Here is a 20,492-nt window from a genome sequence, read left to right as displayed (position 1 = left end):
GGTTCAGTCCTCCAAGGTGGCGACGAGCACGGCCTTGATGGTGTGCAGCCGGTTCTCCGCCTGGTCGAAGACGATCGAGGCGGCCGAGGAGAAGACCCCGTCGGTGACTTCGAGCCCGTCCCGGCCGTAGGCCTCGAACAGCTCCTGGCCGAGTCGGGTGCGGTGGTCGTGGAGGGACGGCAGGCAGTGCATGAACTTCACGTCCGGGTTGCCGGTGAGGGCGAGCGTCTTGTCGTTGACCTGGTACGGAAGCAGCAGCTCGATCCGCTCGCGCCAGGTGTCGGCCGGTTCGCCCATGGAGACCCAGACGTCCGTGTGCAGGAAGTCGGCACCCTGCACGGCGGTCTCCACGTCCTCGGTCAGCGTGATACGCGCCCCGCTTCGGCCGGCCGCTTCACGGCATGTGGCGACCAGCGCGGCGTCCGGCCACAGCGCCTGGGGCGCGGCGATGCGCACGTCCATGCCGAGCAGCGCGCCCATCGACAGCAGCGAGTTTCCCATGTTGTTGCGGGCGTCGCCCAGGTAGCAGTAGCTGACGTCCGTGAGCGGCTTGGTGCTGTGCTCGCGCATGGTGAGCGTGTCGCACAGGCTCTGGGTGGGGTGGGCGGTGTCGGTCAGGCCGTTGTAGACGGGGACGCCGGCGTGGGCGGCGAGTTCGGTGACGATTGACTGGGCGGAGCCCCGGTACTCGATGGCGTCGAACATGCGGCCGAGGACGTGGGCGGTGTCGGCGATGGACTCCTTGTGTCCGACGTGGGTGTCGCCGGGGCCGAGGTAGGTGGTGCGGGCGCCCTCGTCGGCGGCGGCGACCTCGAAGGCGCAGCGGGTGCGGGTGGAGGTCTTCTCGAAGATCAGGGCGATGTGCTTGCCGGCCAGCTGTGGCTGTTCGGTGCCGGCGCGCTTGGCCGCCTTGAGGTCCTGGGCGAGATCGAGGAGGTGGTGGATGTCGGGGGCGGTGAAGTCGAGTTCGCTCAGGTAGGAGCGGCCTCGCAGGTCGACGGTCATGATGGTGTCCTTACGGGGTCAGGCGACCGGGTCGCGCTCGATGGGGCAGCTCATGCAGCGGGGTCCGCCCCGGCCGCGGCCGAGTTCGGCACCGGCGATCGTGACGATCTCGATGCCCTGCTTGCGCAGGTAGGTGTTGGTGGTGACGTTGCGCTCGTAGCCGACGACCACGCCGGGTGCGACGGCGAGGAAGTTGCTGCCGTCGTCCCACTGCTCGCGCTCGGCGTTGCGGATGTCCTGGGGGGCGGACAGTATGCGGACTTTGTCCAAGGCGAGTGCTTCGGCGAGCGCGGTCGCGAGATCGGAGTTCGCGGTGACGTCGAACCCGGTCTCACGCTCGGAGCTGGGGCGCAACGTCCACGAGCGCAGGGAGTCGGCGAGGCCGGGGTAGATGACGAACGCGTCGCGGTCGACGATGGTCAGCACGGTGTCCAGGTGCATGTACGCACGGGCTGCGGGCAGTTGGACGGCGATCAGCCTGCTCGCCGTACCGGCCGTGAAGAGCCGGGTGGCCAGGTTCTCCACGGCCTGGGCCGTGGTGCGCTCCCCCATCCCGACCATGACGGTGCCGTTGCCGAGGACGTGGACGTCCCCGCCTTCGAGGGTGCCGACGGGTCCGTCGAGCAGGGGTGCGGGCGCGACGCCGGCGAACATCGGGTGGAACCGGTAGATGGCGTGCGCGTGCAGACTCTCGCGCCGCCGGGCGGGCTTGGCCATCGGGTTGACCGACACCTGGTCGTACATCCAGCAGGAGTTGTCGCGCGGGAAGAGGTGGTTGGGCAGCGGGGCGAGGGCGAAGTCGTCGGTGCCGAGGGCGTTCCACACCAGGCTGTGCGGGGTGGCGAGCGGCAGGTCGCTCTTGAGGAGGCCGCCGATGAGGTAACCGGCGAGGGTATCGCCGTCGAGTTCGGCGCACAGCTCGCGTACCGGGTCGATGAGGGCCGGGCCCACGGTCCCGGGAGTGACGACCCGGTCCAGCAGCCAGTCACGCGCCTCGGGGACATCCAGGGTCTGGGCGAGCAGGTCGGCGAAGTAGTGGACGCGGGCGCCGTGGTCGCGCAGAACCTGGGCGAAGGCGTCGTGTTCCTCGCGGGCGCGCTTGGCCCACAGGATGTCGTCGAAGAGCAGGGCGTCGACGTTGCGCGGGGTGAGGCGGGAGAGTTCGAGGCCGGGGCGGTGCAGGATCACCTGGCGCAGGCGGCCGGTCTCGGAGTCGACGTGGAAGGTGTTCATCGCGGAGGTTCCTCTGTGCTTGGGGCGGTCAGTCGTGGTGGCGGAAGTCATTGCGCTTCCGGGCTCCGCTGATGCGGCTGGTACGGAGCCCTCGGGAGAGCCGCTGGGCCGGCGGGGGCGTCTCGGGTGCGCGTTCCGACCGGTCCACGGTCGCCGCGGTCCTCGGCACCGTGGCCTCGCCGAAGGTGTCCTGCCCCCGCTTCAGCCAGACGTAGACGGGGACGCCGAGCAGCAGAACGAACAGGCCGTAGTACACGGTCTGGTAGCCGCTTCCCTGGATCGACCAGTACGAGAACGCGAGGGCGAGCGCGGCGACGGTGATGTCACGGGCGAGCCTGCGGGGGCTGAGGCTGTCCCGGCCGCGGACCAGGAGCCAGTACAGCTGGGCGGCGGCGGAGAAGAGGTAGGGGATGACGGCGGTCAGCACGCTGAGCAGCACGATCTTGGTGAAGACGTCGTCGAAGCGCGTGTAGCTAAACACGGTGATCAGTGAGGCCAGCACCGTCGAGGCGACGATGCCGAAGGCCGGGACGCCGCCCTCGCCGCGCAGCCGGGCGAAGGCCTGCGGGAACAGTCCGTCGCGAGCGGCCGCGTACGGCATCTCCGCGCACAGCATGGTCCACCCGTTGAGAGCGCCGATGCCCGAGATGATCGCGGCGACGGCCACCATGTCTCCGGCCCAGCTGCCGCCGAAGATGCTGTTCGCCGCGTCGGTGAAGGGAGCGGTGGATGCGCCCAGCTTGCCGTGAGCAACGGTGCCGAAGACGGCGAGGATGCCCAGGATGTAGATGACGGCGCAGATGAGTGTGCCGTAGACGGTGGCGCGGGGGACGTTGCGCTCCGGCTCACGCACCCGGCCGGCGACGACGGAGGCCGCTTCCAGGCCCAGGTAGCTGAACAGGGCGATGGCACCGGCGGCCGAGATCGCGCCCAGCGCCGACTGGCCGCTGGCGTTGAACGGGCCGAAGTTGTGGGAGTCGACGAACAGCAGCCCGACGGTGGCCATGAAGATCAGCGGTACGAACTTCAGCACGGTCGTGATCACCTGGAACGCGCCCATGTTGCGGATGCCGGTGAGGTTGATCGCGGCGGGAATCCACAGCCCGACCAGCGCGAGAAGTACCGGGACCCACTTGTCGTGCCCGGTGTTCACGAACACCTCGACGTAGCCGACCCATGCCACGACGATGGCCGCGTTGCCGGCCCAGGCCGTGATCCAGTACGACCACGCGTTGAGGAACCCGGCGAACTCACCGAAGGCCTCACGGGCATAGACGTACGGGCCGCCGCTCGCCGGAACGCGCTTGGACAGCGCCCCGAAGGTCAGAGCCAGCGCGAGCGCGCCGAGGGTGACGGCGATGAAGGCGACGAGGGAGATGGGCCCGTAGGGTGCGAGGGCGGAGGGTAGCGCGAAGACTCCGGTACCGATGATGCTGCCGATGACGAGAGCGGAGGCGGCGGGAAGGCCGAGCGCCGCTGTGGGCGCAGTCCCCTTTCCGCCTCCTGTGGTTCTGGGCATGGCTGAGGCTCCTTACAGATCAGTGTGGGTGAGTCGATCCGCGACTGATCTTTCTGCCCGTCAGCCGCGCACAGTCAGCGGCCACACGGCCCGCGCCCGACCCCGATGGTCCCGCTGCCGTGGGCCTGGACAGCCCAATTCGTCCGCTTCCGGTGCTCCTGGCCACAGGACCCCCTGGGCCAGGACCGGTGGAGGTGCGCGTGGAAGGCAATGTGGACGAGGCAGCCGTCGCTTACTCCGGGAGAAGTCGAGGCGGTCCTCGGCCGGCCCGGCATGAATGCCCAGGAAGCCACGGGACACGAACTGGCGGACCGGCTTCAGGACCGGCTGCGCAGCCACGCGAATCGTGTCCTGCACCGCAAGGAGGCGGCCCGCTGGACGGCCACTCCACCCTCGCAGCGCGGTCGCCCTCCTTCGCGTACGTGTGGTTCCTGCGCCTCGGCGAGGGAGCTGCCCGGACGGGTCGCCGGGCCTCGCCGGACCAGTGCCGGTCAGCCCTCAGAAGGGACCATCGGCACCTGGGTGTCGGGATCAGGCAGAACGAGAGTGGAGGCGTGAGCGACACCGATCCCCCGCGGTGCCGCTCCCGTCCGCCCACCGTCGGCCGCCGCCGACGGCTCTCGTCAACGGAGGCGCTCCCCAATGACCCGTCATGAGGCCGGCATCCAGGCAATGGCAGCTGCCGACGCGCCGTCCGACATCACCATCGCCGTGGACCAGCTGGTCACGAACGGACTCAAGGCGCTCGCCGACTACGACGCCCTCACCCAGGAGGAGGTCGACCACATCGTCAAGAAGGCATCGGTCGCCGCCCTGGACCAGCACACCGCGCTGGCCCGCCTCGCCGTGGATGAGACCGGGCGTGGGGTCTTCGAGGACAAGGCCGCGAAGAACATGTTCGCGTGCGAGCACGTCACGCACAGCATGGGCCCGATGAAGACCGTCGGCGTCATCGCCCGCGACGACATCGAGGACATGATCGAGGTGGCCGAGCCGGTCGGCGTGGTCTGCGCGATCACGCCGGTCACCAACCCGACCTCCACCACCGTCTTCAAGGCCCTGATGGCGCTGAAGACGCGCAACCCGATCGTGTTCGCCTTCCACCCCTCGGCCCAGCGGTGCAGCACGGCGGCGGCCCGGATCGTACGGGACGCGGCCGTCGCCGCCGGCGCGCCGGAGCACTGCGTGCAGTGGATCGAGACCCCGTCGGTCGAGGCGACCGGCATACTGATGCGCCACCCCGGCGTCTCGCTGATCCTCGCCACCGGCGGCAACGCCATGGTCAGGGCCGCCTACTCGGCTGGCAAGCCCGCCCTTGGAGTCGGTGCGGGCAACGTTCCCGCATACGTGCACAAGAGCGCGAAGCTGCGGCGGGCCGTCAACGACCTGGTGCTCTCCAAGTCCTTCGACAACGGCATGATCTGTGCCTCCGAGCAGGCCGTCATCCTGGACGACGAGGTCTACGACGCGGCACTGGCCGAATTCCACACCCTGCACGCCCACCTGGCGAGCGCCGAGGAGAAGGCGAAGCTGGAAGCCTTCCTGTTCCCGACCGGCCGCACCAACGCGGGCTGCGAGCCCAAGGTCAACGCCAGGGCCGTCGGCCAGAGCCCTGCGTGGATCGCCGAGCAGGCAGGCTTCACCGTCCCGGGCGACACCTCACTGATCCTGGTCCGGGCCGAACGTGTGGGCCCGGACGAGCCGCTGACCCGTGAGAAGCTCTGCCCGGTGCTGGCCGTGCTGCGCGCCGGCTCCGAGCAGCAGGGCTTCGACCTCGCCGCCGACATGGTCGCCTTCCACGGCCAGGGCCACACCGCGGTCATCCACACCGAGGACCAGGCGCTGGCGGAGGCATACGGCCGGCGCATGAAGACCGTACGGATCATCGTCAACGCCCCCTCCTCGCAGGGAGCCATCGGCGGCATCTACAACAGCCTACTGCCGTCGCTCACCCTGGGCTGTGGCTCGTGGGGCCACACCTCGGTCTCCAACAACGTCTCCGCAGTCCAGCTGCTGAACATCAAGCGGGTCAGCGCGCGCCGCAACAACCTGCAGTGGTTCAAGGTGCCGCCGAAGATCTACTTCGAGCCGCAGTCCCTGCGCTACCTGTCCTCCATGCCGGACGTCCACCGCGTCACGGTCGTCACCGACGCCACCATGACCCGCCTCGGCTTCGTCGACCGCGTCAGCCGCGTCCTGCAACGCCGTCACGAACCGGTCACCCTCCAGATCATCGACAGCGTCGAGCCCGAGCCGAGCATCGACTCCGTGCAGCGCGGCGCCCAGCTCATGCGCGACTTCGGCCCCGATACGATCATCGCGTTGGGCGGCGGCTCAGCGATGGACGCGGCGAAGGTGATGTGGCTGCTGTACGAGCACCCGGACGTCGACTTCGCCGACATGCGGCAGAAGTTCTCCGACATCCGCAAGCGAGCCTTCCGCTTCCCGGTCCTCGGTACCCTGGCCCGCCTGGTGTGCGTCCCCACCACGTCCGGCACCGGCGCGGAGGTCACCCCCTTCGCGGTGATCTCCGACCCCGCGAGCGGCAAGAAGTACCCGCTCGCCGACTACGCACTGACCCCGAGCGTGGCCATCGTCGACCCACTGCTCACCGCGGACCTGCCCCCGGCGCTGGCGGCCGACAGCGGCTTCGACGCCCTCACCCACGCCATCGAGGCGTACGTGTCCGTCTACGCCAACGACTTCACCGACGGCCTGGCCCTGCACGCGATCCGCCTGATCTTCGACAACATCGAAGCGGCGGTGAACGACCGCAGGGCCCGACCCGACGCGCGGGAGAGGATGCACAACGCCGGCACGATCGCGGGCATGGCCTTCGGCAACGCGTTCCTCGGCATCGTCCACGCCATGTCGCACACCCTGGGCGCCACCTTCCGCATCGCACACGGCCGCACCAACGCGGTCCTGCTGCCGTACGTCATCCGCTACAACGGGGCTGTTCCGGCGAAGCCCACGGGCTGGCCCAAGTACGAGCACTACCGCGCCCCCGAACGCTTCCAGGACATCGCCCGTACCCTCGGCCTGCCCGCCTCCACCGCGCAGGAGGGCGTGGAGTCGCTGGCCCGCGCGGTGGAGCGGCTACGCGATGCCGTGGGCATCGAGCCGTCCTTCCAGGCCCTCGGCGTCGGCGAGCGCGCCTTCCTCCACGCCCTGCCCCGACAGGCCTTGAACGCGTACGAAGACCAGTGCGCGCCCGCCAACCCACGCATGCCGATGCTCGACGACATGCAGGAGATCATGCGCATGGCCTACTACGGCGACGAACCAGGGCGGCCGGACACGGACAAGGGCCGAACGGCCCTGGCGTGAAGAGCCCCGAGGCCGCTCCAGTGACCGGATCGAGCCTGCCCGCGGCGCCCGACCTGGTGCGCCGCGGACCGGCAGCCGCGCAGGCCTCGAAGGGACGTCACACAGGCCCTACCGGTGCACCGCCCGTCGCCACCCTGACAGATCACGCATCCGCCTGGTCACGCCAGCCGAAGACACACAGCTGTGAGCAACGAAACCGCACGGAAGCCACTCCATGACCACTGACACCACGCAGACTGTCCCGACCGGGCCGCGCCGAAGCATAGAGCTCGACAGCGACGAAGCCCTGCGGCTGCTGGGCAGCGTCTCCTTCGGCAGGATCGTCTTCACCCGCCAGGCACTGCCGACCGTCCGCCCGGTCAACCACGTCCTTGACAACGGCGACATCGTCATCCGCACCCATGAGGGCGCGGCACTGACCGCCCGCGCCGGGCAGGCCGACGGCCAGGGCGTCGTGGTGGCATACGAGGCCGACTCCATAGACCCCGAGACCACCTCGGCTGGAGCGTCGTGGTCACCGGCTACGCCCAACTGGTGACCGACTCGCATGAGCTGGCCCGCTACGAGGCACTGCTCGGAACGCAGGCCGCCCCGCACGAGGACGACAGGCCGCCGGCTGCCCGCCACGACCGCCTGGGCGACGGACCCGGCCAGGAATCCGGCTGTACCGCCCAGGCCTCGAGAGCCCAGCACCAGTAGGTCGGCTGTCCGAGCCGCGCCAAGCAAGGCGGTGACGGGTTCTTCGGTGAGACGGTCGGTGGTGATCCGCAGGCCCGGGTGGCGCCGCGCGATCGTCGCTTCGGCCGCGCGAAGCATGTGGTCCGCCCAGCGAATCTGCTCGTCCGGGCCCAGGGACGGCTGGGATGCCCCGCCCAGGGGCGCGTAGAGCTGCCGCCCAAGGGCGTGGACCAAGTGCAGCGGGAGGTCCCGGAGCAGGGCTTCCCTGGCTGCCCATTCGGCGGCGGTCAGGCTCTCCGAGGATCCGTCCAGGCCTGCGGTGATGGTGCGGGGCATCTCGGCCTCCTTCAAAGTCACGAATTCAGTGTCGAGGCCGTGTACTTGGGGCAGGAGGGGCCTCAGGTCCCTGTGCGGAGGCCGAGTGGTCCACGCGTCGGTGAACGTGCGCCGGAGATCGGCCTACTCACAACGCCCGCAGCCCGTGCTCCCGGAACTGCTCGCGCACGCGTTCCGTCAGCTCCGGATCGGGCACGGGCGTGTCACGTAGCGGGAAGTCGATGCCCAGAGCGTCGTACTTGTGGGCGCCGAGTTTGTGGAAGGGCAGGACGTCCACCCGGTCGACGTTGCTCAGCCCGGCCAGGAAGGCGCCGAGAGCGTCCACGGCGGACGGGTCGTCCGTCCAACCTGGGACGAGGACGTAACGGATGTACACGGGGACGGCCAGCCGGTCCAAGCGGGTGGCGAAGTTGAGCGTGGGGGCCAGCGGGCCGCCGGTGAGCCTGCGGTAGGTGGTGGCGTCGAACGACTTGATGTCCAGCAGCACCAGGTCTGTGTCGGCAATGAGTTCGTCGGAGGCACGCGTGCCGAGGAAGCCGGAGGTGTCCAGGGCCGTGCGAAGTCCGGCCTCCTTGCAGCGGTGCAGGAGGGAGCCGGTGAATGCCGGCTGGAGCAGCGGCTCCCCGCCGGTGATGGTCACCCCTCCCCCGGCGGTGGTCAGGAAACCCCGGTACTTCTCGATCTCCCCCATGACCTTGCCGACCGAGGTCTCCCGGCCGTCGCGCATGTGCCAGGTGTCCGGATTGGCGCAGTACAGGCAGCGCAACGGGCAGCCACTGACGAACAGGACGAACCGGGTCCCGGGACCGTCCACGCCGGTGGACAGGTCCCAGGAGTGCACCCGGCCCGTGAGCGGTCCCGTTGCCGGGACCGCCTGCCGGGACGCTGAGGTCGCCGCGGTGTTCACAGCGACCCGTGGAAGGTGCGGCTGATCACGTCGAGCTGCTGCTCACGCGTGAGCCGGACGAAGTTGACCGCGTATCCGGACACCCGGATCGTCAACTCGGGGTACTTCTCGGGGTGTTCCATGGCGTCCTCGAGCGTCGCCCGGTGCAGCACGTTGACGTTCATGTGGAAACCACCGAAGGTCATGTACCCGTCGAGGATGCCGACCAGGTTTCCGGCACGCTCCGTGGGATTGTGGCCCAGTCCCTCGGGCGTGATGGTCGTGGTCAGGGAGATCCCGTCGCGGGCCTCCTCGTACGGCAGTTTCGCCACCGACAGGGCCGAGGCGACGACCCCGTGCCGGTCCCGGCCGTTCATCGGGTTGGCGCCGGGTGCGAAGGGCTGTCCTGCGCGCCGTCCGTCGGGGGTGTTGCCGGTGTGCCTGCCGTAGACCACGTTGGAGGTGATCGTCAGAACCGACTGGGTATGCTCGGCGTCCCGGTAGGTGGGGTGCTTGCGCACCTTGGCCATGAAGGACTCCACCAGGTCGACCGCGAGGCCGTCGGCGCGGTCGTCGTTGTTGCCGTACGCCGGGTACTCGCCTTCGACCCGGTAGTCCACGGCCAGACCGGTGTCGTCCCGGATCACCTTCACCCGGGCGTACTTGACAGCGGACAGGCTGTCGGCGGCCACGGAGAGCCCGGCGATGCCGCATGCCATGTAGCGGTGAACGGGGTGGTTGTGCAGAGCCATCTCGATGCGCTCGTAGGCGTACTTGTCGTGCATGTAGTGGATGACGTTGAGCGTGTTGACGTACGTCTTCGCCAGCCAGTCCAGCATCCGGTCGTACGCCGCCGTCAGTTCCTCGTAGCCCAGGTACTCCCCTGTCAGGGCGGGCATCTCGGGTGCGACCTGCTCGCCGGTCATCTCGTCCCGGCCGCCATTGATCGCGTACAGCAGCGCCTTGGCGAGGTTGACGCGTGCGCCGAAGAACTGCATCTGCCTGCCCACCGCCATCGCCGACACGCAGCACGCGATGGCGGTGTCGTCGCCGGTGCGCGGACGCATCAGGTCGTCGGACTCGTACTGGATGGAGCTGGTGTCGATCGAGACCTGGGCGCAGAACCGTTTGAAGCCCTCGGGCAACTGCGGCGACCACAGCACCGTGAGGTTCGGCTCCGGCGCGGGCCCGAGGTTGTACAGCGTCTGCAGGAAGCGGAAGGAGCTGCGGGTCACGAGTGTGCGGCCGTCGGTGCCGATGCCGCCGATCGACTCCGTCACCCAGGTCGGGTCGCCGGAGAACAGTTGGTCGTACTCGGGGGTGCGCAGGAAGCGTACGATCCGCAGCTTGATGACGAAGTCGTCGATCAGCTCCTGCGCCTGGGCCTCGTCGATACGCCCCTCGTCCAGGTCGCGCTGGAAGTAGACGTCCAGGAAGCTCGAGGTGCGCCCCAGCGACATCGCGGCGCCGTTCTGCTCCTTCACCGCGGCCAGGAATCCGAGGTACAGCCACTGCACGGCCTCGTGGGCGGTGGACGCGGGGCGGGTGACGTCACGGCCGTAGGAGGCTGCCATCCGCGCCAGCTCGCGCAACGCCCGAATCTGCTCCGCGAGTTCCTCGCGGTCACGGATGACGTGCGGGGCGGAGGGCCGGCTGTCCAGCAGGGCGCGCTCGGCGCGCTTGGCCTCGATCAGCCGGTCGGTGCCGTACAGAGCGACGCGCCGGTAATCGCCGATGATCCGGCCCCGGCCGTAGGCGTCCGGGAGCCCGGTGATGATGCCCGCCTTGCGGGCGGCTCGCATCTCGGGGGTGTAGGCGTCGAAGACACCGTCGTTGTGGGTCTTGCGGTAGGTACCGAAGACCTTGGTGACGAAGGGGTCGGGCTCGTAGCCGTAGGCCCGCAGGCCGTTCTCGACCATCCGGAGTCCGCCGTTGGGCATGATCGCGCGCTTCAGCGGGGCGTCGGTCTGGAGTCCGACGATCAGCTCGCGCTCCCGGTCGATGTAGCCAGGAGCGTGCGAGGTGATCGTCGACGGGGTGGCGGTGTCCACGTCGAGGATGCCCTTGCGGCGCTCCTCGGGGAACAGGGCGCTGACCTTGTGCCAGACGGCGAGCGTGCGCTCGGTCGGACCGGTCAGGAACTCGGAACCGCCTTCGTACGGCGTGTAGTTGGCCTGGATGAAGTCGCGTACGTCGATCCGTTCGCGCCAGCGCCGGCCGGCGAATCCACGCCAGGCCTCGGCGGGTGCGTCCACGTCCGGACGGGTTGCCACGGTCATCACTGCCTCCGCATCGTTCGCGACACCGCACACGGACGGTTCCGTGAGCGGCTCCGCTGACGATGCTCCTCGCGTGCCCCTGCCCGGGGCAGGGCCGGCGGGAACCCGTCGCCGCGCCGTCCGGCCCCGGACCGTTGGGCCCTTCGGGCCAGGTCACGGCTCAGATGCGCAGTGGTCAGGCGGAGAGGTGAAGGCCGTACATCGTGCGGCCCCCGACGAGTTCGCGCCCGGTGACCAGTTCAGGCTCGATGCGCACGAAGACCTCCTCGGGCGAGGGAGCCCAGGAGAGCGGGCCGATCCGCTGCAGGCGTGCCGCCTCGGCCGGATCCGTGACGATTTCGGCCCGGCCGGTGACGACGACGCTCCAGCCGGAGTTCGTCTCCACATCGGCCGCGTCCGCCTCGAACGCGACGACCGCGCCGTCGACTGCGCGGGCCGGCTCGGAGGCCGCCGAGGTGCGCAGCAGTACCGCTCCGTCGGCGTCCAGGCCGAAGTTGACCGGTACGACCGCGGGCAGCGCCTGGCGCGTGTAGACGATGCGGCCGACGGGAGCCGTCGCCAGGAGGCGCAGGCACTCGTGACGACCGAGTTCGCGGAAACCATCGTTCGGGTACATGAGTCAGCCCGCCCTTCGCCCGGTGGGGCATCACACTCCATGCTGAGCCCGCCGGCGGCCGCTGGTGAGGGCCACGGGTCCCGCCTTGGCCGGAGAACGGCCCGAGGAAACGTGCCGGCGAAGGGGGGCCGGACGGCCCTTCCGGCACACCCATCGGCCCGGATTTCCTCTGACCATGGTCGAAACCCTCATCTCGTTCGCACCCCGCCACACCGAGCGTGCCGTCGGCGGGACGACCGTCCTGGAGCTGCGCGGTGAGATCGACATCCTCACGGCAGCGCCCCTTGGATCACGCCTGGACGATCTGACGGCCGTCGTTCTCCCCGACCTCGTGGTGGACCTCGGTGCCGTGTCCTTCATCGACTGTTCCGGGCTGCGGGTGCTGTGCCGGGCGCGGAACAGGGTCATGGAACGGCACGGTCGGCTGCGCCTTGTCACTGACAGCAACCAGTTCCTTCGCATTCTTCGTGGTGCGGGGCTGGATGGCGTGTTCGAGATGTACGACCACCTGCCCGAAGCCTTGGCTGCCGTGCCCGGCGGGCTCCTCACCGCCACAGTGGGCTGACAAGTCTGAGGGCGCGACCCGCAACCACCCGACGCCGTCGGAGTGGCCGCGGCTCCAGGCTCACGGCTACTCAAGCAGCCCGGTCGTCGAGCCTCACCACGCCTGATCCGGTGCACGCCGCGGAGTGGCCGGGCCCTCCGGGCCGTACCCGAGACGAATCAGCATCTGCGCATGCCCGGTGAGGTCCGGGGCGGGGCTCAGGTCGCGACGCAGATCGGGCCACTCCATCGGCTGGTGCAGCAGGGAGGCACGCACACCGTGCGCCGTGGCCACCAACAGGAGGTGCTCCAGGGCCTGTCCGGCGCGCAGCCAGTCGCTGCGCCGGTCGTGCTCGGTGGTCAGCAGGGCTACCACAGGACGGGACTCGAAGGGCTGGGCGGGGAGCCGCTCAGGGTGCCGTTGTGCGGTGAAGTCACGTAGGGGCAGCTGCTCGTGTGCGTCCTGCGGCCCCAGCGCCGTCTGCGGTATGCCGACTTCGCTGGAGTGGTCCGGGTCTCGGTGCACCCATCGGCGACTCTCCACGGCCCGGTCGGGGTCGGCGCGGTTGCGGTGTTCGGCCTCCGTGGCGACGCGCAGCAGCCGTGCCGTCTCGTCAGGCCGGGAAAAGGTCAGTGAGGCACCTTCCGTTTGAGCGGCTTCGGCAAGTTCCGCTCGAACGTTCGCGGGAAGCGGCCTGCCGGAGAAGGGGAACCTGCTGCTGTGCCTGCGCCAGATCATCGGGTAGAGGTCGGGGCGGTGTCCCGCAGTGTGCCGCTGGCCCGTCCCGGACAGCCGAAGGGTGGCCAGCACGCTCGGGTCTTCAGGCTCCGGCAGCAGGCGTACGACGGCTCCCCAGCCGAAGTGGGTCATTGCGACGCGGAGGTTGAAGACGGCGGCACCCACCGACAGATGCAGAGCCCGGCCGACAGGATCGGCGTGGCGCAAGCCACGCTCTGGCACGGCGCGTACCTCCAGCGCGACGTTGTCCGGGGCGAGCCGAAAGCGCCACGGCTGGGTGTTGTAGATCGAGGGCGCGGCCCCGGCGGCCGAGATGCAGGCTTCCAGGGACGCCGCGTCGACGGGCGCAGTTCGCATGATGGCCTACTCCCCTACGAAGTGGGACGGGTGCGGATGTCCTACGAGCGTGAGAGCACCGCGGCAGAACGGTGAGGGGCCGATGGTCCCCTTCCCGGGCCCGTTCAGTGCACACCGACCACCACGCACGGGCACAGAGCCACGGTGAGTCCACGGCCCGTGCGTGTGCTGGGCCGAACGGCTCGGCACCAACCCGGGCTTGGCCCGATCGGCCCTCCGCTTCCGCCTGATCGGCCCATGCCACGGAAGGGCTGCGGCTGTCACCTTCGTGTGTATGACGACGAGGAGGTGCGGAGAGATGCGCGAGGAGAGGCCCGCGAACAGGAAGCGCAGGCGAACGAGGGTGCCGCTGTGGCGATGGCGGAGTAACCCGGTCCGGCGACGCGACGACGTCCTCGAGGCATGGCTCGTGCTGGCCATATGGGTGCTCATCACGGTGGGTGGCACGGCGGTCGGTGTGGTGACGGCCCGTGCAGCCGACCAGGTCTTCGCCCAGCAGCGGGCCGACCGGATCCCCGTCCGCGCCGTTCTCCTCGATGACGTCCCGCGTCCCGCGACCTCGGGGATGGGCAGGGACCTAGCCTCGGCAAAGGTCCGCTGGACGAACCCCGACGGCTCCACGCGCAGCGGCATGACGCTGGTGACCACCGGGAAGAAGTCCGGCTCCACGGTCAGGATCTGGATCGATACCCATGGGAAGCTGAGTACACAGCCGCCCACACCCGGCAAGGCGGCCGTCGAGGCGGGACTCTTTGGAGCCTCCGCCGCCCTCGCCCTGAGCGGCGCGGTGTTCGGGATCGGGAGCGTCGGCCGTGGGTACCTCGACCGTCGGCGCATCAAGGAGTGGGACAGGGAGTGGGCCCTGGTCGGGCCGCAGTGGGGCCACAAGACCAGTTGACCGTCGGACCCCATGCACGAGCGACCCGCAGACATCCTTGCCTCCGGGAATGTGGTGGACCGGACGTCGGGCAGGTCGGCCGGCCCTGCCTCGCGGACCGCGACAGCGGCGGTGCGATCCGGCAGGGGCAACCGGAGTCCTGCCCGGCTGCTGACCGCGTGGGAAGCGCCACCCGCAGGCAGAACGCACTCATTTTGTTTCAGAAGCGATCGAATAGAGATAAACCCCCCGCCTCCCCGGCCGCGTCCCTAGGCTCGCCGAACAGTCCGCCGACATATGACTCACGGAGGTTCTGCGTGCTGCACCCACCCCCAGAGGACGCCCAACAGCTCGTCCTGCCCACCGGGTTCGATGCGGTCGTCCGCGTGCTCGACCGTTACGTCGCCGACCGACGGGCCGGCCTGCCGTGGCGGGCACACTCCCGCGGGCGCCGGCTACCGGCCGTGCTCCTCGCACGCGACCCGGAGGGCGACCCGGTGGCAGGCGCCGCCGAACCGGACCCAGCACTCACCGCTCTGGTCCTGGCGTACCGGCAGCGGCTGCTGTCCACGGGACATGAGCCGGTCCAGCACCTCGCCGGCCTGGCACCGCACGCGGTCGTCGACGACGCACTTCTCGCCAGGGGCGGCCCGCGGGAGGAGGAGGCGGGCGGGCCACACGTGCTGCTCCTGGACGAAGTGGCCCGTCAGCTGCGCACCTCCATGCCGGACCGGGCCGGGGCATTACGGCTGCGCGAGTTCGACACACTCCTGACGGTGCTGCGTTCCCCGCTGACACCGGGGGACGACACCGAGACCGGCCGGAAAGCTCTGCGGGACATGCTGGTCGACAGAGAGGCCCGTAGGTTCCAGCCGGCCCCTGGAGCCGCACAGCTCGGTGACGCCGTCGGTGGACCATGGGCGGCAGCCGTGCGGTGGGTCACCGCTGTACCGGTCGGATGGCTCTGGCGCCTGTGGTACGGCATACGTGTCGACCGGCAGCAGCCTTGGCTGGGTTCCCGGCTGAACCAGCCCGGCCGCAGTTTCCTCGATGCGGCGCTGGCCCTGCGCGCGGCGCACCAGTACTCAAGGGCCCAAGACACGGCACAGACCCAGCCCCCGGAGTCGGCCGCCATGGCGGCCCGCGACGAAGCGGTGGTCCGCCAGGTTCTGCTCATCGCGCTGATCCACGACCTGGCCAAGGCGGCACGACCCCCGGCGTGGAGCCGGCGCCGCCCGCGGCGCGCATGGTCGTTCGTCCTGCTGCTGCCGACCGTGGGCGGCGAGGGGTCCGCCTGCCGCAAGCTCCTGGACACCTATGCCGCCGCAGCCGGCGACGCCGGTCCCAGCCCTCTGCTCGTTCTGGGGGCTGCCACGGATGGCATCCCGTCGTATGCCACGCCTCCCCCACCCCAGGTCGTACCGGCCCAGAGCGGTTCCCGCGCCCACCGAGCAGGCCGGGCGGTGGCCGCGCTGTTCTCTGCGGCGATGGCCGGCCGGAGCACCGAGGCCGTGCATGTGCTGCCGCTGCCCCGGACCCCGGACGACGGCACCGCGGCAGAGTGGCTCGCCGGGCACCGTATCGTCGGGTCTCGTCGCGCCGTTGCCTGGGACTGGTGGCGTCCTGTGGCCGCCGCCCTCGCGGCCACCTTGTTGCTTGCCGGGGGCTTCGCCGGCTACCGGGCGGTGCTGTCCCTCCTGCCCGGCGGACGCTCCGCCGCCTCCTGCCGGCAGGTGGCGACCGGGCAGGTCGTGGGCCTCACCGACGGTAACGACGGCTGCGACCTGGCGCATGGCCTGTACGCGCCGGAGCTGCGGAAGCTGGAGCGGACCCTCGGTCAGCAGAACGCGCTGGTCGACACGGACCGCCCGTACCGCACGCTCGTCTTCTTCGCACCGCTCAGTGTGGGTTCGGAGTCGAAGCGCACCGTGCCCACCGGATTCCAGATGCTGCGTGGCGCCCTGCTGGCCCAGAAGGAGGTGAACGACCGGCATCTGAAATCCCAGGTGCCCGTCCGGCTGCTCGTGGCCAACGCGGGCGAGTACTTCAGCTACGGCTCGAGCGGCGGTCTCAACACCACCAATCACACCAACGTGGACGTCGCACAGATGATCCTCGACAGGGCGAGCACGGACCACATCGCGGCCGTCATGGGCCTGACCCAGAGCCGTCCGGAGTCCCAGCAGGCCGCGATCGAACTCGGTACCAAAGGCCTCGCCGTGCTCGGCACCGGCGTCACGGGCCAACGGATGGTGGAGGGCGAATCGCCCGTGTCCTACTTCCAGCTCTCCCCGCCCGATGCGCGCATCGCCTCGGTCATGGCCGCCTTCGCCCAGCACTCGCCCCGGCTGGGTGCCCTGGCCAAGCCCACCGCGGGCCACACGGCACCGGCCGCCGTGGTCGTCTACGACCCGAGTGACAAGTACTTCAGCAACGACCTGGCGAACCGCTTCGACACGGACTACCACGCGGCCGGGCCGGTGTACCGGGTGCCGTACGGCGAGGTGGACGACCGGCGAACCTCCAACGTCGCCCAGACGGTCTGCGCACTCGTTCACCGGACCAACGGGTTCGTTCTGTACGCCGGCCGCTCCGGCGTCATGGAGGACCTGTTCCACTACATGCAGGGCGACCCGGGATGCCGCGCCCGCCGGAACCGGGTGGCGGTCATGGCCGAGAGTCCCGCCCCGGACCTGACCCTGCATCCGGAACGGATGCAGCAGGAATACGACGCACTGACGCTGTTCTACAACCAGTTCAGCCTGCCCGATCCCCAGGGACCGTTCGCAGGACTCTTCCAAGCGGCATTCCACCTGTCCGCGGAGAACGACGCGGCCGTCGGCTACGACGCGGTCAACGTCCTCTCCGACGTCATGGACGCCATCTTCACCACCGATCCCGAGTTCACACCCAGTTCCCTGGTCACCCAGCTCCAGGATCCAGGCGTGTCCCAGTACGTCGGCGAGTCCGGCGTCATCACGCTGAACAGCGACCACAACTACCCGCCGGACAAGGAGATCCACGTCCGCGAGATTCCCCCCAACGGGGGGCCACTCACCGACCTCACCTGCGGTGTGCTCGCCAAGGGCGCGCAACGCGTCACCCGCTGGGGCCCCGATGACCGCTTCGCCTGCCCGACGGACGACGCATCCTGATGCCCCAGTGTGCGCATTGGTCTGCCCCTGTAGGGCGCCATACGCGTCGGTCGGACGACAGTTGCCCGCATGAAAAGTGGGGGACGGCTTACCCACGGCCACGGCAGATGCGCCAGCCATAGCCGGGCTCATCCACCCCAGCCGAAGGACCGCCAGGGGATCGTCGTCCATGCGTCGTGCCGCGGACGGACGGGTGCACCAGCACCTGACCGGCGGCCCGGAGCTCCTGAGCCACTTCGTAGACGGCGATCTCTTCACCGCGCCGGAGCAGGCGCTCATCAGTGCCGCCCTCGACGCCCGCCGCCTCGGCCACCACGCGGCCCTTCCCCCGGCCCTGCCGGCGGCCGGCGCCGAGGACTACCTCGCCGACACGCAGCGCCCCGGCGCCCCGGACTGGGCCCCCACGGCGCTCGACGACCTCTGCCGCGGCCACCGCGAACAGGACGGAACGCGAACGGATGTCCGTCGCACTCTCACCGTCCTCACCACGGTCAGGAGCCGCTCCGGTGCCGACCCTCGCTCCGAGCTTCCCTCCATGCGGCTGTCCTCACTTCTCTGGTGTGACTTCGTGTCGCACGCTGGCGATTCCAGATCGCGTCCTGCTGGGCCCGGGCGAGGACGGCGACGACGCGGGTCAGGTCGCTGTCTTGGGGCGGTGGCCGGTGTGCTCGTCGAGGCCATGCCAGCACGTGGTAATCGATGACCTCGGCGGCTCCGAGGCTGCGCAGGCGCCCCTCGGCGGAGGGCGAGGCTGTTGCCGTCGCCTCCACGCCGGCGGCCGCCGCCAGCTGGATGGCCAGGGAGCCGGTGCTGCCGCCTCCGTTGGTGATCAGAAGGCGTTGCCCTGTGGTGAGCCCCAGCGTCTCCAGGGCCTGCAGTGCGGTGAGGCCGTTGACGGGGAGTGCGGCCGCCGCGGCGGGTTCCAGTTCGCTGGGTACGGGGGTTTTGTGGGCGGCGGTGACAAGGACCTGCTCGGCCCAGAAGCCGCTGCCGCCCGGAAGCGGCGCCTCATGCGCCACCACACGGTCACCGACGGAGATCCCCTGGACACCGGCGCCGACGGTGCGTATCCGGCCGCCGCCCTCGACGCCCAGTGCGGCGGGGGGACGCAGGCCGACATCCCGGCCGCTGTGTTCAGCAGCCTGTCCCACGGCCCCACGCCGGCGGCCTCGACCTCGATGAGTACCCGGCCGGTGCTGGACGCCGGGGGCTCGGAAAGGTTGAGGAGGATGACCTCCCTCGCCCCGGGCGCGGAGACCCCGCTTGCTTTTCGCTCCTCGTCCTTTCGTCAGCTCGGGTTACCGGGTCGCTGCCAGTCCTGTGCGTGCGGCCGCGTCGAGGGCCCCGGACCGGGGAGGCGAGGGTGTCAGTTGGCGGTGGCCTACAGCGTCTCCTGATCGTGCCGGTAGGCGGCGAGGAGGAAGAGCCAGATCTCGCTGACGGTCGGGAAGCAGGCGACCGCATGCCTGAGCCGTTTGATCGGGACCTCGCCGGCGACCGCGATGGTCGCCGAGTGCAGGAGTTCACTGACGCCCGGGCCGACGAACGTCACTCCGAGGAGAACTTCCCGGTCGAGGTCGACAACCAGCCGGGCATGGCCCCGGTAGCCGTCGGCGTAGAGGTTGGCGCCCTGGGCGGCGTTGAAGTCCAGGTCGACGGTCTTGATGCGGTAGCCGACGTCGACCGCCTGTGCGGCGCTCTAGTGCCGCATCAAGCAACGTTCGCCCTGTCGTAATGTGTCGCCCAGTTGCTGCGCCGGGAAGCCCCAGACGGCCAGAATGATCACGTGGCTGAACGCGTGCGGGTCCGGGAATTTGATGACGACGAGGGCAGGCGGTTGCTGCGGATCATCCGCCGGGGCACCGGTTCGGTGGTGACCTGGCGGCGGGCTCAGATGGTGCTGTTATCCGCGCAGGGCATGCCCGTGACGAAGATCGCCGAGGTGACGTTCACCAGCGACGACCGGGTCCGGGATGTGATCCACAACTTCAACACGGACGGGTTCGACTCGCTCTACCCGAAGTACAAGGGTGGCCGGCCGAAGACCTTCACTCTCCCCGAACGCCGGGAGATCAAGAAGATCGCCAAGTCCAGGCCGGCCGAGCACGGCCTGCCGTTTTCGACCTGGAGCCTGGCCAAGCTGGCCGACTTCCTGGTCGCCGAGGGGGTGGTCGACGACATCAGCCACGAGGGCCTTCGGATCATGCTCCGCGAGGAGGGCGTCTCATTTCAACGCATGAAGACCTGGAAGACCTCCCGCGACCCCGACTACGCGACCAAGAAGGCCCGTGTCGAACACCTCTATGCGATCGCCGACGGTGACGTCATACCCGAGGAAGGCGAGCCCGAAGTCATCTTCTGCATGGATGAGTTCGGGCCGCTCAACCTCCAGCCGCACCCTGGCCGGCACTGGGCCGAACGCGGCGGCAGACACAAGGACCCCGACCGCGAGCCCCGTCCTCGCCGCCGGGCGACCTACACCCGCCCTCACGGGGTCCGCCACCTGTTCGCCGCCTACGACCTGGCCAAAGACCAGCTCTACGGGCACATCAAGAAGACCAAGAACAGGTCGAAGTTCCTGGAGTTCTGCCGCTACCTGCGCTCCCTGCACCCGAGGGACGTACGCATCGCCATCGTCTGCGACAACTACTCACCGCACTTGACGACGAAGCGGTGTCAGCGAGTCGGGACGTGGGCGGCGGCGAACAACGTGGAGATCGCCTACACCCCGACAAACAGTTCCTGGCTCAACCGGATCGAGGCCCAGTTCACCGCCCTGCGCTACTTCGCCCTCGACGGCACCGACCACGCCAGTCACAAGGAGCAGGGAAGCATGATCCGTCGCTACGTCATCTGGCGGAACAAGCATGCCGCCGACAACCGCCTCCGCGAGGTAGTGAACAGGGCGAACGTTGCTTGATGCGGCACTAGGATGCCCG

At 69.6% G+C, this 20,492-nt stretch carries 13 protein-coding genes and 3 pseudogenes; 6 read left to right on the top strand and 10 right to left on the bottom strand.

The features are described from left to right. Nucleotides 1-3: 3 nt before the first annotated feature. The 3 genes from argF to LMU33_RS24660 are packed head-to-tail and all read right to left on the bottom strand — an operon-like array spanning nucleotide 4 to nucleotide 3,757. Entirely contained in the window at nucleotides 4-1,005 is a 1,002-nt protein-coding gene (gene argF, locus LMU33_RS24670; RefSeq protein WP_228622800.1) for an ornithine carbamoyltransferase, read from the bottom strand. Between the two features lie 18 nt (nucleotides 1,006-1,023). Beyond that, nucleotides 1,024-2,238 carry an arginine deiminase gene (locus LMU33_RS24665; protein WP_228622799.1) on the bottom strand — a complete coding sequence of 405 codons (1,215 nt, stop codon included), beginning with the start codon at nucleotides 2,236-2,238 and terminating at the stop codon, nucleotides 1,024-1,026. A gap of 28 nt (nucleotides 2,239-2,266) precedes the next feature. Further along, nucleotides 2,267-3,757, bottom strand: coding sequence for an APC family permease (locus LMU33_RS24660; RefSeq protein ID WP_228622798.1), 1,491 nt, complete (start codon nucleotides 3,755-3,757; stop codon nucleotides 2,267-2,269). Between the two features lie 642 nt (nucleotides 3,758-4,399). Here LMU33_RS24660 and adhE point away from each other — a divergent pair. Then, nucleotides 4,400-7,087, top strand: a complete 2,688-nt coding sequence (gene adhE, locus LMU33_RS24655) for a bifunctional acetaldehyde-CoA/alcohol dehydrogenase (RefSeq protein ID WP_283844194.1) — start codon at nucleotides 4,400-4,402, stop codon at nucleotides 7,085-7,087. Nucleotides 7,088-7,301: 214 nt separating this feature from the next. Beyond that, nucleotides 7,302-7,786: pseudogene (locus tag LMU33_RS24650) on the top strand (pyridoxamine 5'-phosphate oxidase family protein). Here the strand turns inward: LMU33_RS24650 and LMU33_RS24645 are convergent. The 4 genes and pseudogenes from LMU33_RS24645 to LMU33_RS24630 form a co-directional block, all read right to left on the bottom strand. Further along, nucleotides 7,739-8,101, bottom strand: a pseudogene (locus LMU33_RS24645) (universal stress protein); the annotation flags it as partial. The pseudogenes LMU33_RS24650 and LMU33_RS24645 overlap by 48 nt on opposite strands. Before the next feature lie 127 nt (nucleotides 8,102-8,228). Then, complete coding sequence (gene pflA / locus LMU33_RS24640) at nucleotides 8,229-9,008, bottom strand: pyruvate formate-lyase-activating protein (RefSeq protein WP_228622797.1); 780 nt, start codon at nucleotides 9,006-9,008, stop codon at nucleotides 8,229-8,231. Next, entirely contained in the window at nucleotides 9,005-11,266 is a 2,262-nt protein-coding gene (gene pflB, locus LMU33_RS24635; protein ID WP_228622796.1) for a formate C-acetyltransferase, read from the bottom strand. The genes pflA and pflB overlap by 4 nt, the downstream gene beginning before the upstream one ends. A gap of 175 nt (nucleotides 11,267-11,441) precedes the next feature. Then, nucleotides 11,442-11,882, bottom strand: a complete 441-nt coding sequence (locus LMU33_RS24630) for a pyridoxamine 5'-phosphate oxidase family protein (RefSeq protein ID WP_228622795.1) — start codon at nucleotides 11,880-11,882, stop codon at nucleotides 11,442-11,444. A gap of 175 nt (nucleotides 11,883-12,057) precedes the next feature. Between LMU33_RS24630 and LMU33_RS24625 the strand changes: the two genes are divergently transcribed. Beyond that, entirely contained in the window at nucleotides 12,058-12,447 is a 390-nt protein-coding gene (locus LMU33_RS24625; protein WP_228622794.1) for an STAS domain-containing protein, read from the top strand. Between the two features lie 93 nt (nucleotides 12,448-12,540). Here the strand turns inward: LMU33_RS24625 and LMU33_RS24620 are convergent, their stop codons facing one another. Continuing rightward, complete coding sequence (locus LMU33_RS24620) at nucleotides 12,541-13,521, bottom strand: Acg family FMN-binding oxidoreductase (RefSeq protein ID WP_228622793.1); 981 nt, start codon at nucleotides 13,519-13,521, stop codon at nucleotides 12,541-12,543. Nucleotides 13,522-13,819: 298 nt separating this feature from the next. On the opposite strand from LMU33_RS24620, the gene LMU33_RS24615 reads away from it, so the two are divergent. Together LMU33_RS24615 and LMU33_RS24610 are read left to right on the top strand one after the other, a co-directional pair. Further along, nucleotides 13,820-14,419, top strand: a complete 600-nt coding sequence (locus LMU33_RS24615) for an Rv1733c family protein (RefSeq protein WP_228622792.1) — start codon at nucleotides 13,820-13,822, stop codon at nucleotides 14,417-14,419. 296 nt (nucleotides 14,420-14,715) lie between these two features. Next, nucleotides 14,716-17,553, top strand: coding sequence for a type 1 periplasmic-binding domain-containing protein (locus tag LMU33_RS24610; protein WP_228622791.1), 2,838 nt, complete (start codon nucleotides 14,716-14,718; stop codon nucleotides 17,551-17,553). 491 nt (nucleotides 17,554-18,044) lie between these two features. On the opposite strand, the gene LMU33_RS24605 is transcribed toward LMU33_RS24610, so the two are convergent. After that, nucleotides 18,045-18,704, bottom strand: a complete 660-nt coding sequence (locus LMU33_RS24605) for an alcohol dehydrogenase catalytic domain-containing protein (RefSeq protein WP_228622962.1) — start codon at nucleotides 18,702-18,704, stop codon at nucleotides 18,045-18,047. A 230-nt stretch (nucleotides 18,705-18,934) separates the two neighbouring features. Continuing rightward, nucleotides 18,935-19,252: pseudogene (locus LMU33_RS24600) on the bottom strand (oxidoreductase dimerization domain-containing protein); the annotation flags it as partial. Nucleotides 19,253-19,339: 87 nt separating this feature from the next. Here LMU33_RS24600 and LMU33_RS24595 point away from each other — a divergent pair. Beyond that, nucleotides 19,340-20,473, top strand: coding sequence for an IS630 family transposase (locus LMU33_RS24595; RefSeq protein ID WP_228622790.1), 1,134 nt, complete (start codon nucleotides 19,340-19,342; stop codon nucleotides 20,471-20,473). Nucleotides 20,474-20,492: the final 19 nt, after the last annotated feature.

Source organism: Streptomyces barringtoniae (assembly GCF_020819595.1).
Lineage (GTDB): Bacteria > Actinomycetota > Actinomycetes > Streptomycetales > Streptomycetaceae > Streptomyces > Streptomyces barringtoniae.
Note: the sequence above shows the minus strand (reverse complement) of the source record. Positions and strands in the feature narration are given on the sequence as shown.

Excerpts from the sequence above, each read along its gene's own strand:
- argF (WP_228622800.1), bottom strand. The coding sequence starts at position 1,005 with ATGACCGTCGACCTGCGAGGCCGCTCCTACCTGAGCGAACTCGACTTC.
- LMU33_RS24665 (WP_228622799.1), bottom strand. The coding sequence starts at position 2,238 with ATGAACACCTTCCACGTCGACTCCGAGACCGGCCGCCTGCGCCAGGTG.
- LMU33_RS24660 (WP_228622798.1), bottom strand. The coding sequence starts at position 3,757 with ATGCCCAGAACCACAGGAGGCGGAAAGGGGACTGCGCCCACAGCGGCG.
- adhE (WP_283844194.1), top strand. The coding sequence starts at position 4,400 with ATGACCCGTCATGAGGCCGGCATCCAGGCAATGGCAGCTGCCGACGCG.
- pflB (WP_228622796.1), bottom strand. The coding sequence starts at position 11,266 with ATGACCGTGGCAACCCGTCCGGACGTGGACGCACCCGCCGAGGCCTGG.
- LMU33_RS24630 (WP_228622795.1), bottom strand. The coding sequence starts at position 11,882 with ATGTACCCGAACGATGGTTTCCGCGAACTCGGTCGTCACGAGTGCCTG.
- LMU33_RS24625 (WP_228622794.1), top strand. The coding sequence starts at position 12,058 with ATGGTCGAAACCCTCATCTCGTTCGCACCCCGCCACACCGAGCGTGCC.
- LMU33_RS24620 (WP_228622793.1), bottom strand. The coding sequence starts at position 13,521 with ATGCGAACTGCGCCCGTCGACGCGGCGTCCCTGGAAGCCTGCATCTCG.
- LMU33_RS24615 (WP_228622792.1), top strand. The coding sequence starts at position 13,820 with ATGCGCGAGGAGAGGCCCGCGAACAGGAAGCGCAGGCGAACGAGGGTG.